General features: G+C 51.9%; 9 protein-coding genes. 5 read left to right on the forward strand and 4 right to left on the reverse strand.

Features of this window, described 5'->3' with window-relative positions:
- The first annotated feature begins 72 nt into the window (after positions 1 to 72).
- Positions 73 to 501, forward strand: coding sequence for a DUF7539 family protein (locus EGH23_RS22540; RefSeq protein WP_220582242.1), 429 nt, complete (start codon positions 73 to 75; stop codon positions 499 to 501).
- Between the two features lie 481 nt (positions 502 to 982).
- Here EGH23_RS22540 and EGH23_RS26945 read toward each other — a convergent pair whose 3' ends face one another.
- Positions 983 to 1,108, reverse strand: coding sequence for a hypothetical protein (locus tag EGH23_RS26945; protein ID WP_268899503.1), 126 nt, complete (start codon positions 1,106 to 1,108; stop codon positions 983 to 985).
- A gap of 1,073 nt (positions 1,109 to 2,181) precedes the next feature.
- Positions 2,182 to 2,859 (reverse strand): DUF6517 family protein, encoded by a 678-nt coding sequence (locus EGH23_RS22545; protein WP_220582243.1) that lies wholly within the window; start codon positions 2,857 to 2,859, stop codon positions 2,182 to 2,184.
- A gap of 433 nt (positions 2,860 to 3,292) precedes the next feature.
- Between EGH23_RS22545 and EGH23_RS22550 the strand changes: the two genes are divergently transcribed.
- The 4 genes from EGH23_RS22550 to EGH23_RS22565 all read left to right on the forward strand — a co-directional run bounded on the left by EGH23_RS22550 (position 3,293) and on the right by EGH23_RS22565 (position 11,638).
- The gene (locus EGH23_RS22550) at positions 3,293 to 3,823 is read left to right on the forward strand and encodes a hypothetical protein (protein ID WP_220582244.1); all 531 of its coding nucleotides are present in this window, start codon (positions 3,293 to 3,295) and stop codon (positions 3,821 to 3,823) included.
- A gap of 119 nt (positions 3,824 to 3,942) precedes the next feature.
- Entirely contained in the window at positions 3,943 to 4,914 is a 972-nt protein-coding gene (locus tag EGH23_RS22555; protein WP_220582245.1) for a HamA C-terminal domain-containing protein, read from the forward strand.
- A complete protein-coding gene (locus EGH23_RS22560; RefSeq protein ID WP_220582246.1) occupies positions 4,911 to 7,424 on the forward strand; it encodes a DEAD/DEAH box helicase in 2,514 nt (837 codons plus the stop codon). Before EGH23_RS22555 ends, EGH23_RS22560 begins: the two co-directional genes overlap by 4 nt.
- Positions 7,425 to 7,723: 299 nt before the next feature.
- Complete coding sequence (locus tag EGH23_RS22565; RefSeq protein WP_220582247.1) at positions 7,724 to 11,638, forward strand: Eco57I restriction-modification methylase domain-containing protein; 3,915 nt, start codon at positions 7,724 to 7,726, stop codon at positions 11,636 to 11,638.
- 298 nt (positions 11,639 to 11,936) lie between these two features.
- Here EGH23_RS22565 and EGH23_RS22570 read toward each other — a convergent pair whose 3' ends face one another.
- A complete protein-coding gene (locus EGH23_RS22570) occupies positions 11,937 to 12,188 on the reverse strand; it encodes an acyl-CoA dehydrogenase family protein (protein ID WP_220582248.1) in 252 nt (83 codons plus the stop codon).
- Entirely contained in the window at positions 12,185 to 12,478 is a 294-nt protein-coding gene (locus tag EGH23_RS22575) for a hypothetical protein (RefSeq protein WP_220582249.1), read from the reverse strand. The genes EGH23_RS22570 and EGH23_RS22575 overlap by 4 nt, the downstream gene beginning before the upstream one ends.
- Positions 12,479 to 12,591: the final 113 nt, after the last annotated feature.

Below are 12,591 nucleotides of genomic sequence, written 5' to 3' on the forward strand. Positions count from 1 at the left end.
TTAGAACCATAAATGCGCATCATCTAGAGCCACCCTACGAACGTTGATTACCACAGCCATTCTCATATAACTATGGCTGAATTTCCCGACGAACGACAGCTTGTATTACGGGCACGTTCCCAGTTGAACCAGTGGACGAGAAATGCCCGAATGGAGGCGTACACTGAACTATTCGAAGGAGACAATTCCATCCTCTCCTCCGAAGAGATGCAGCTGCTGGATGCGCTCGACTCCGAACTGGAGCGAGGGGGCAGCGATGGTCTCTGGGGAACCGATCAGTATGGCATTCACACAGTGGGAACCTCGAGTTCGGATATCTCTCTCGGCGTCGTTTGTGTCTACCATCCACAGATTACCACGGATTCCGTCCTCCGTGGGGCCGACGACTTCGACGACGAAACCGAAGAGCGACTCAACGCGGCACTCTGGCAGTATAGTGAGCGCGTCGCGACACTCATTGAAGGAGAACTTGACGAGTTCATCCGTCAAACACAGAGTTAGGCACCAACCCAGGTTCAGCCTCGTATTGTCGCAGATTCAAGCGATTCCGAGAGAGATGTCACGCCTCACCCTCCCTAGCCTCGAGATCACTCATGTTTGGGACGAGGTTGAGAAACACGTCGTCCTCTGTCCTACACTCCGGACAAGTTTGCACGAAATGAAGGCCGTCCTCATCACGCTTTTCTACGCGTCACTCCGACCAGGCGCGGACGACGTTTCCACAGTCCTTGCAGCGTTTTGGATGATCCTGGAGGTACGTCTGTATGAAGTCGATGAATGACTGTGTCCGGTGGTACGTCGGTATACTTGGTCATTCGCGGTGCAGCCGTATCAACGTGTAAGTCTATTTGACACCTCCTCAACTCACCCAGTCGTTACTGCGTCTTTAGGCGCAGGCGGAGGAGGAGGAGGGGGTCAGACGGTCAATACAGAGGATCGCATACACCATTGAGACAACTGGGGGAGATGACTACTACTGCGTTCACTCTATGTAAAGGAGTTGGAGAGCCTGTCGAACATGGTACTTGGTCTTGTCCGCTTCTTCAACTTCTAATGCCCGTTCAAGATGGCTAATTGTGTCCTGTAAGGGAGCCTCTGACTCGTCCATGAAGATAATATCCCACGAAAAGTATAAATAACCAGTGACGATATGAGTAACAGAATCTGGCCCCATAGAATTTCTGAAAATGGTCAATTCACATTCCTACTGAGTGGCTGTTTCAGATACTGTGCTGGGTAATACTGGCGAAACACACTTTCGCGGCGATGCTGGTGACGATTGCGAGGACGGTATGCTGACCGGTGTTCATCGTGCCTCCACAAATTCGTCGACGGTTGTTTGGGGCGATGTGGGCGGCGTGTCGGTCGTGTTGTGCATAGCTGTATCTCCTCGTGGCACCGATCTCCCGTACCGAAGCACACAGGCGGGCGCGGCGGAGGGCCGTGTATTCGTCGGTGGCTGGGACGTCTTGATGGCCGAAGCGTGCGTTCTACCCACCGTTGCTAAAGACTACAGTCTATCCTTTTGTCCCCCGGGCTGTGTCTGAAGAGCGTCCACAAGAGTTGGTTGCGAGTGCGTCCGACCACATACAGACCAGTAACGAACACGAGCAACGAGCCGGCGAGCTCGCTGCAAAAGCAGAAGAACAGCTGCAAGAGCACGTCGCGCAGCAGCTTCCCGACAGCTATGTCGTTGATGTTGAAGCCGTCTATGACGGTCCAGGAGCGGCTTCGTTGTTCGTGTCTACGACGAGCAGGTAACCGAAGCGGTCGAATCCATTGCTAGTGGGGAACTCGAGGTCGATTGCAGACGGCCACAGGAAGTCGTGATTGGTAATGATGTCCCAACAGCAGCGACCACACAGCGAGATAGCAGCCAGGACATTCGTGGGATCATCGACGCGTTGGCGGGGCAATTCGACGACGGCGCACCGATTGCTGCGGTCGTCACACGGGCCCACATGGTTGGCATTGGCCAGGACACGGCTGAGCACGAGATCGAGACGCTGACGCAGCAGGGCGAGGTCTACGAGCCTCGTACGGATCACCTCCGAACGACCTGAATTGTGCTGACGTCTCAGTCATCGAGGTCGGTGAGATACCCGATGACGTTGAGTCGTTCGTCGTGCCGTAAGTCGAGGGGCAGCGAGGCACAACATGAAACAGCTCTATTCAGTGTACTTAGAGCGAGACGCTTCGGATGAACTCTAATGCTTGCTGTTCACGCTTGTTTGGCGCGATACTGAGGTCGACATTCACGGTCAGATTGATAGCATCGGACATCTCGACCGTGTGTGAGTCACGGAACTGTCCAGTGGGATAGACACCACCAGCGGCGAGAATCGACCCCTCGGATTTCCAGTTGGTGACGATACCCTTTATCGGGAGCGTCCCACCGCCGAACTCGAGCCGGGAGGTGTCACTGTGTGGGATATCCAGTCCTTGTATCTCGACGGGGTCAATCTGATACTCCCCTTCGACGACCTGCAAATCTGCTGGAATCCCTGCTGCAGTCTGTGTGCCACTCTCGGTGACGTTCTGGACGCCGAAGTCACTCATTGCCTGCTTGAGTCGCTCCAGCATCCGCCCATCGACGTCTGCAACGAGATCGCTTGCGAAAGACACGCTGTTGGGGAAGATATCGACACGCCCGCAGAAGGAGACGGCAAAGGGACGATCCACCTCTCCGAAGGTGTTCTGCTTGATCCGGTTTCGTAGCTGAGCGTTCTCATAGCGGTTGATGTGGCCCACAGCCTGGTAGTTGATGAAGAGCTTCGATCCTTCTGTGATCAGGCGTGGCTGAGAGTCCGTAGTAATGAGCGACCACGTATCGCCTGTCTCGACTGTTGGAGGTGGCACTTCTTTCTCCGAGGGTTCACCAACGGGCGTCTCAGTTGTGCTGCCACACCCAGCAAGTGCCGTTGTTCCGACCGCTCCGACTGTCGCTAGTAGTTCTCGCCGCGTTCGTTGGTTCCCAGTTGGTTTCACTATAACCTTAATTAGCTACCAAGTATTGAATATTCTTCCGGTTATATTGATACGATGGCTGGTACTCAGCTTGCTCTAGTGATAACCATAAATACTTTAGAAGCGACAGATACCCCTCTGGTATCGAATGGACACGAATGTAGCAGCCCGCGCAGCCAGAGATGTCCGTCACGTTCTCGATACGTATCTTGCTAACCTACGGTCGGAAACGTCACGGCGAGAGTTCGAGAAGTTGCTCTTTGGGACTATCTCGTTGGATGCAGTCGATCTGGCCTACAAGCCAGAAGCGTATACGCGGTTCAATTTGGTCGAGCCGCTGCTCTCGGCGGTGGGGCTGGAATACCAACTCGAACCGCGGAGTACTGGTGTCTATCGGAAACGGTGGCCGGATTTCGAACTAACGAGTACTGAAATCCCCTACATTGGCGAGGTGAAGGCCATGAACGATGTCGAGCGTGGGGCAGAGGATATCAAAGAGTATCTCGGCATCGAGGGGTTCATTTCACCCTACGGGATTCTCACCGACGGTGTCGAGTGGTCGATCTATGGGCCACCGGCAGATGGTGGTCGGACGTCGAATCCGGTTGAGCGTAATTCCATTTCGCTAGCTGATTCACTAAAAACGGTGGCGTTGGCTGAGGGGTACTGGGACATGGACTTGCTGTCCTCGAATATTCGCTCGAATGGGGTAGCTCAAATCGAGGCGTTTCCGCGGCTGTTCGATCCCGACCAGATCGATGTGTGGGCGTTAGAGAAGATGCCACGCCAGTATCGGCGCGAGTTTCTGAGCGAGAATCGGTCTTTGCAGGCGTCGCTTGATGGGACGTGGGGGTGATCACTATCGGGTACTACTTTGGATATTGTAGACCAATTCCTATCAAATACAAGATCTGCTCAAAAGATAAATGCTGTCGGGAGAGTTAAGAGAGTTGGTTGTTACCACTTAGTAACAAGATGAGCGGTTTCAACTGGGAGGATGCGACTGTTATCAGTCAAACAGACCTTGAAGAGTACGTCTATGTAACAGACTCTGATTCAGTTGATAACCTCCATATTAAGAACTACTGTGTTCAAATTTCACCAGCCGGCTTTTCCTTTAATGGTCTAGAAGAGTTCCTACGAAACCGCTTCGTGTACTATGTTTTCTCTGAAGATGAGATACAACGTCTTGAAGAACAAGGAGAAACTCCGCGCATCAAAGCACAGGAGATGGCTGGTATTGGGAAGCAGTTTCGACAAGATGGTACACTGGGCGAATTTATCTTATTTTTATTAGCAGATGGATTTCTTGACCTACCTATGATTTCTCACAAGATCTCCCGTAAACAGAACTATAGTCACGAAGTCTACGGCTGCGATAACCTTTTCTTCGGAACTTTTGACGGCGACGAATGCCTTGGTATTGGCGAAGCAAAGGTCTATCAAGACCTCACAAGAGGGATTCGACAAGCAGTAAGTAGCATTTCAGAATTCCACGAAGAGCAGTCCCATCGATATCTTGACCAAGAGTTGAGCGTCGCTCCGCGAGGATTTAGTGAAAACCTCAACGAAGAGCAGTTTGATTATCTCTCTAATGTTGTTTCCGCTTCACCTGACGATCATCCGCTTCTTCATCCAATTTTTGTTTGTTATGAAGATCAAGAGCTTACCGATGCTGAGAGCGTATCAACATCTGAAGAAGAGATTCAGAGTCTTATCGAAACACGTATTGCTGACCTAGAGCCGCTATCAAAGGCAGAAAATCAAGTTGAGAATGGTTCTGATCGTCTTAGGCGTGCCCACTTATTGTTCCTCTTCCTACCAGTACCGGATATTGACCAATTTCGAAAACGGATGCTATTAGCTATCGACCCCGGGCTCCGTCACATCCTCGATGAAGAGAGTCCTGAATCAGACGCTGACCAGACAGAAGAGGGGACTGCATGAGTACGTACGACGTCGCAGCTAATAGCGAGTTCTTGAATCAAACTCTCGACGAGCTAACAGAGGAAGTGTTTCGAAAAGATATCGGTGAACAATATACTGCTCCTCTTTCTGAACAAGATCGCCAAAGGGCAGCCTGGATGGGGTCAATTCTCGCCAACAGCTCAAACGATGACCATCGAAAGCGAGCCTTGGCTACTGCTGTTCTACTATACACTACCTGTGATAAGGACTCAAAGAGAATCTATCAACAGTATCTGTATACAATTCTCTCTCGACTAGGCAGCCTTCCAAGCGCTCACGCACTCAACGATTCAACAGCGGAGTTGGTCGAATCAATTAGTGATCCTTCACAATCCCTGTTAGCCGCTGAACTGGACGCTATTGAAGAATATCACCGATTAGATAGTGAGACGGTTCTCACTCGGTTTCAGCAACGTGTCTGGGATCATCTTGATGAAAAATACGTAGTTTTCTCCGGACCCACCTCCTCAGGGAAGTCATTCCTAATGCAACAATATATTCGACACTCAATCGCATCTTCCGAGGAGTATCAAGCGGTATATCTCGTTCCATCCCGAGCACTTATCTCAGAAGTAGCTTCGGAATTTCGCACAGAACTTGGCGAACTCATTGATATACGCACCAGCGCACATTTAGACGAAGTCGAGGACTCATTTCTTCTTGTTATCACTCCAGAACGCTGCTTACAGCTGTTTGACTATGAGGAGGAAGAAAATATTGACCTCGATTTAGTTTTCTTGGACGAACTTCAGCAGTTAGAAGACGGCGGTCGAGGCCCACTCTTTGAGAATGTTCTAGAAAACTTGGAATCGGTTTGGCCCAACACTCAAATTATTGCGGCGGGCCCCTATATCGATAATCCTGCAGATGCCTTGGAAGGGGTTGTTCATGGAGAAGCAGACGATATTAAGACCGTTTTCAACCCGGTCTTTCAATTGGAGGCTCGCTTTACCTTCCGGAAACGGTCAGACACAATTGATGTGGAACTCAAAAGTCCCTCTGGGAATACACTCGAATTAGATCTGAATCGCCCAACTGGTCTGAGCTACAGTACACTCAATAATAAGAAACAGACAGTACGGCGATTCGTCGAAGAATTCGGGATGGGGGATCAGTCACTTGCCTATGGTAAGACGAGGAGAGCCACAGAAAATATGGCCCTTGGAGTTGCTGCATCGCGCAGTCAGACAGAACCGCCAGAAACGGAGGGCCTTATAGAATATTTGGAGCGGACAGTCCATGAAGACTACGCGCTCATTGAAGCGATTCAAAGTGGTGTCGCTTTTCATCACGGGAGTGTTCCTCAAGTTGCTCGCGACGAAATCGAGACCCTCTATCGGGATGAGAAACTAGATTTGATTGCTTGCACCTCTACACTCCTTCAAGGTGTAAACTTGCCTGCCCAGCGGATGTATCTCGTTGATCCTGGAAAAGGGCGCGAAAAAACCCTTTCTGATTTCGAGATGCAGAATTTGATTGGCAGAGTTGGACGGGTTGGAAATCAACTCTATGGGACAATCTACTATATTGATCGAGAAAATGATGAATGGGCCGACCAGCGACTTAACACATCAGTTAACAAGGAAGTCACAGCTGCAACTACTAACACAATTGAAAACCGTACCGATGACCTCCTTGAGTTAGTTGCGACAGGAGATACAAACGAGATAACAGATGACGGACTTCGATACACAATTGTCCTCCTTCGCAATCGCTACCTGAAGCAGCCTGAGAGTATCAAAGAGTATCTTACTGGCAAAGGATTAGCGGAGTCAAAGGCAGCAGCTGTTCTCGAAGAACTAGAATCTAACCTACCAGAGATCCGGATCCCAGTCGAGATTCTTAGAAAGAATCCTACAGTCGATCCAGTCCTTCAGAACCGGCTATACGAAAATGTGAACTCAGCTGTCGAGCCATGGGAGGTCGTCACTACTGACCTAAAACAGTCTTTCTTTTCAGTCACCCAGCATCTCAATACAATATTTCACTTCGTTGCGGATCCTGAATACGGCATCGAACCGGCGCGATCCGAATCAATGTACTCGCACAATCTAAACCACCTCAAATACACTGCCTATCACTGGCTCAATGGTCGGAGTTATAATGAATTAATAGATCTAAGACAAGACGCACTTGGGAACCAGAATATCGATTCCGTAATCAAGGAGCTCATGCGGATCATCAATGACGACGTTCGTTATATGCTTGTAAAATATTACCAGATTCTGTGTGATATTTTTGATGGAATTGAGGACTATGATAACCAGTTTATGCTAAATTTTGACAAGCGACTTGAACGCGGCTCATACGAATCCGAACGGCTTCAACTAATGGATATGGGAATTGACCGGTCGATAGCACTTGATTTGGAAACGCCCAACGTAGATAATGACGAAGAATATAAAACCAAGTTAGCGGCCCAGGTTAATAGCCTCTCACCAATTTATCGGCGTCATCTGATCAGGAACGGCGTTCTTGATACAGAATGAGGTCTCACACTGGGGATTGAAACTACTACAGCTTCGAATCAGTCCGTACTTGCTGATTTCTACGCCGCACCCCGATTTTCACTTCGGTAGGAAACCAACAATGGAAGACGTGTCAATAATGCTCTCACGCTATCTCTTTTTCATCAACGAAGAGATCGACACCGAGAGAGCCCTACCAGTAGTACCGAAATCGCACGATCGCGAGCTATCTGAGAAACAGATCATGGACCACAAAGACGGACAAGTAAGAGCAGTTCGTTTAGTCAACGTTTATCAACCGGTAGTAAAGAAGCAGATACATGCCGAGTCCGACTGAGTTCTTTGACTCTCTCGATTCCATCGGGGCACGCACCGATGAGGATATGAGTGAGCGGGATGTTGAAAATTTGTTCCTCGAAACGGGATTCTATACTGCTCTGGGGTACGAGGGGACCGGGACGGACATCCGAAGTGAGTTCACCCTTCCCGATGACCGCCGCCCGGATTACATTACGCTCGACACTAACGAGGCTGTTACTGCGGTCTACGAGTTCAAAACCACCGGGCGAGACCTCGTATCCAACGAAGACCAGCTATTCCACTACATGGACAACCTCCGGGCAGACTTCGGCGTTCTGACGAACGGTGAAGAACTCCGACTGTATCGCCGGAACCGAGATCGGCCGATGCTGGCTCTCTCAACCGAGTCCGTAACCGAGGGCGACGCAAGAGATCTGTTTAGCGCCCTTCAGAAACGGCAATTCGACCTCACTGACCCTGATGACGTGAACGAGTTCCTTTCGGACATCGACCCGATACCGCTGGATCAGCAAGCGGAGCTGGGGCAGGAACACTTCTTCGACACTTTCCGACTCGAAAAAGACAGTCCCTTTGCCGACCTCGTTACTGGGATGATGGACCTGCTCCACGAACTGCGCGATGACCAAGAAGCGAAGTTCGTGAAAGGAGCCTACGACTTCTGGGAAGCCACGTATGCAGATGAACCGGACGAGGTACCTGGGTCATGGGAGCCGTTCATCAACGGCAAGCAGTCGCTCCGAGACTTCATGTTCTGTCTGGAAAGTGGTCACGCACTCCTTGCTCGGCTTTTGTTGGCAAAGGCGACAGAGGACCACGATTTCTTCGCGGGGACGGGCTACAACGGGATGGGTGACTACTTCCGCGGGCTACAGGGTTTCAGCGACAAAATCAATCTCGATGCCTTCCCGGTAGCCGCTGATAATCTGATTGACGATATGCAGGACCAGTTGGTCGAGGGTCTATTCCAAGACGACATCTTCGTCTGGTGGACCGACGGCTATGAAGAACAACTGTCCCGGGGCCATGAGACTGGCGCAAACCAGTTCAAGAAGGTCGCGGAAGGGACTGGGAGTATCGAACGAATCAGCGAGGCTACTCGGGACCGTTTCAGTCGGGCCGTCGCCGAAATGTTCTTCAACGTTCTCAGGTTCGACTTCGCGGACGTTCAAGGTGACCTCCTCGGGGACCTCTACCAGCGGTACTTCGACCCAGAAACGCGAAAAGCGCTTGGCGAGTTCTACACACCACAGCCAGTCGTTGATTACATCATGGACGGCGTGGGGTACGACCGGGGAGTTTCGAACCAGCGACTCATCGACCCATCATGCGGGTCCGGCACGTTCCTCGTAGAAGCCGTTCAACGATACATCGAAGACGTAGAACGCTATGAGGACGAACCCGATTGGGAAGAACACCTCAAGGATCTTTGCACCCGCCCCAGAATCATTGGTCTCGACATACACCCGTTCGCCGTCTTGATGGCGCAAATTCGGTTCGTGGTCGCAATTCTTCCGGCGTATCGAAAGGCGAAGGGTAGCAACCGGGATTTCACGCTCCGTCGGCTCCCTATCTACCGTACCGATACGCTCCGCAACGAGCGAAAGCTCTCCGGCGTTGACCTCGGCACAGGTGACGCGGATAGTTGGCAGTCACCGTTGGATGCGTGGGAAGAAGACGAGACAGAGGTACAGATTCCGGTCCCACTCCCAGTCGAGGTCGAAGACGAGGAAGGCGTAGAAACGGAAGACGGATTCCTTGTTCGCCGAGTACGGATGCCGCTGTATCCGACGATAAAATCCGAGACGGACGTCAAGAACTTCGGCGAATACTTCGCGGCACTACAAGGCGTCTTGGACACTGTGAAGGACCACATGGCACTTGCCGAGGAGTTCGGCAGGGATTTCGATTGGACCTATCAGAGCGGGCTTGAGGAGCGCGTCAACCGCTACACGTCGCAGGACTACTCTGGGATGGAGGAGTTCTTAGAACCGTACGTCAATGACATGCTGGAAAACGTGCGGTACCTCAAAGAGGAACACAACGACGGGCGGTTGTTCAAGATGTTCGAGGACACGGTGTTGGCCCTCGTTGTCAAGAACTACATGGAGTACGACTACGTGGTTGGGAATCCGCCTTATGTCCGCACCCAGAACCTCCCCGATCAACAGAAAGCGATGATGGACCAGCTGTATGATGCGACGACTGGCAACTATGACATCTACTGTCCGTTCTACGAGCGAGGACTCGATTGGCTTCGAGACGAGACGGGCAAACTGGGCTTCATCACTCCTAACCAATTCATGGTCACAGACTATGGTGAAGGCCTTCGTAAGGTTCTGTTGGAGGATAGTCGTATCCAGGAAGTCTATGACTTCCGTGACTCCGGCGTGTTCGAGGACGCGACCAATTACCCTGCCATCGTGATTCTCGAAGACGAACCCGAGGAGGCTGCCCGAGAAGACAACGACATCCGATGCGTCCGAGTCAAGGCTGAAACGGACGGCAATGACGACCGTGAATTGGATGACACTATTATTGAGTCGGTGCGCGATCACCGGGGCGAGCCGGGCTACGAGGATGAGTTTATCGACGTGTTCGATTTCCCGCAAAAGAAGCTCGCGGAGGACGACTACTGGGCGCTAATGCCGCCGGAAGAGTTGCAGGTCTTCGAGAAATTGGAGTCGAACAGTACCGGGAACTTCGGGGACATTACGGACGCTATCTTCGCTGGTACACAAACGAGCGCGAATAAAGTCTATTTGGTCACGCCGGTCAATGCTGACCGAATACAACCCGAAGATGGAGGTGACACAGTCAGAGTTGTCCCTACGGGCGAGAACCAAGAATACGAGATCGAGACAGATTTACTGTGTCCGTGGTTGAAGGGAAAAGACATCGAACGGTGGCGTGGTGAATGGTCCGGCCTTCATGTTATCTTGCCACACTATGTTGAAAATAATGAAGACGGACCGACTACGAAGGCATATGACTCTGAATACTTACGGGAGAACCTCCCGCTAACTTGGGACTACTTCGAGGCCCACCGTGAGGTATTGGAGGGGCGAGAAAGTGGCCGAATGGAAGGGCGAGACGACTGGTATGCTTTCATCTATCCAAAGAGCCATGAACGGTTCGAGAAGCCAAAAATCATTGGTGCCCACATTTCCGAAAATGCCCGGTTCATGATGGACAGCGAAGGCGTATGGTACTTCAAAACGGCATACGGAATTGAGTTGAATGAATCCCATCGGAACCTGACCGAGGAGATGGCCTGCCAACTCAACTCAAAAGCACTCGATTTCTACTTTAAACACATCACGACAGTCAAGATGGGCGGATTCTACGAGTACCGCTCACAGTACGTCGAGAAATTGCCCTGCGTGACTGAAGACAGCGCGGGGGTCCACGGGTTGATGCGCGAGAAGGCTGAAGAAATCGTTGACACCATCGACCTTGACAGCAAGACCGACCGTTTCCCCGAGGCGTATCTCGGCGACTACGGTGGCGAAGTCGATTACATCACCTACGAGTGGCAGACCCGTCGCTATCCGGTGAGCGCCGAAGTGCAAGGTGACGTTGAGGGAGATTTCACCGTGCAGGCCGGACGGTCAGACACGATTAGCGACGCCGCAATGTACTCCGACGACCGAGGGGCACGGAAGGCGCGAGCCGATTACGTGCGGGTAGCCGTGGACGGTCGAAACGTCAAGAGTGGTGAGGAGACGACTATTCCAATTCCTCGAAGTGACGACGGCGTTGAGGAACTGCTTGCCCGACGTGACGAAGACCGCGAGGAAGTAGAGCAAGTGGACATCGAAGAACTCGAAGCCGATATTGACGACGCAGTCTACGACCTGTTTAACCTCGCGAAGGAGGAGCAAGAAGTCATTGAGGGTTATTTAGAGGTCTTCTGACTTCTCTCAGCCTCCCCGATAAGTCAGAATAAGGTCCGATCAGGATAGTATCACGTGCTACGACAGATGGGTCGGCAAACGAGTGGTAAAGTAGTGCGTTTGGAAACAGCGACTGGCGCTACCCCGTAGAGTGCAGTATAATCATTGCCGTTTAATTGGGTAGTGTAGAAGTGGAAATTGGCGGTAGCGGCCCGAGATGCGATGCAGCCGAGCCTGGTACTTAAGACATTGTCGTGACAAGAAAGAAAACGATGTCGGATTCGAATGTTCTGTTTCTAATCAACTAGTTACAACACGTTTACACCGTCGCCACGACGTGCTGATACCCGACCTGAGATGGCACCGGCTGCAGCGTCAGCCCAGCTAGCGCCAATTCACGAAGCACTTCGGGCGGCACACTCTCACGCTCACGTAACACGGCGTCGAGCGTCCACGCGTCATGGCGACTCGCGTTCGGCGCAACGACGTCAACGGCAATGGTCGGCACCGAATCCCGAATCGCTCGTGCAGCCCGCCGCACTTGTTTGCGGTCGTCAACGGTGCAGCTCATGCTTCGACACCTCGCACGAGATCGCCGACCAGTGAGCCGCCGACGTGCGGGCCGACGTCCCAGCCACGCTTCGTGCGCGTGTGCTCGCACCAATCACAAAGCGTCTGACAGGGCGTTTCGACAAGTTCGAATTTCTCAGCGTTCAGATTTGCGTCGACAACGACGACAGCAGCTTCGTAGCTGTCCCAGTAGTGGGCAGCGTCGTCACCGTCGACGCCGACGAAGCACGGGCGCTGGGTCAGTCGGTTGCGGGCGATACGTTCTTGGGGATTGGCTTGCGTAGTTGCCATTGGTTTCCATCTATGGAACCACGCGTCTCGGTGCTCCAACACCGGGGCGATTTCCTGAACCGCAGAAATCGACCAGCGGCGCGTGTGTTCCTATTCGATAGTAACCACCTGTG

It is taken from the genome of Haloarcula nitratireducens (assembly GCF_019599505.1).

What these genes read in the sequence shown, in the direction of transcription:
- EGH23_RS22555 (WP_220582245.1), top strand. Translation starts at nt 3,943, where the DNA reads ATGAGCGGTTTCAACTGGGAGGATGCGACTGTTATCAGTCAAACAGAC.
- EGH23_RS22575 (WP_220582249.1), bottom strand. Translation starts at nt 12,478, where the DNA reads ATGGCAACTACGCAAGCCAATCCCCAAGAACGTATCGCCCGCAACCGA.
- EGH23_RS22560 (WP_220582246.1), top strand. Translation starts at nt 4,911, where the DNA reads ATGAGTACGTACGACGTCGCAGCTAATAGCGAGTTCTTGAATCAAACT.
- EGH23_RS26945 (WP_268899503.1), bottom strand. Translation starts at nt 1,108, where the DNA reads ATGGACGAGTCAGAGGCTCCCTTACAGGACACAATTAGCCATCTTGAA.
- EGH23_RS22540 (WP_220582242.1), top strand. Translation starts at nt 73, where the DNA reads ATGGCTGAATTTCCCGACGAACGACAGCTTGTATTACGGGCACGTTCC.
- EGH23_RS22570 (WP_220582248.1), bottom strand. Translation starts at nt 12,188, where the DNA reads ATGAGCTGCACCGTTGACGACCGCAAACAAGTGCGGCGGGCTGCACGA.
- EGH23_RS22565 (WP_220582247.1), top strand. Translation starts at nt 7,724, where the DNA reads ATGCCGAGTCCGACTGAGTTCTTTGACTCTCTCGATTCCATCGGGGCA.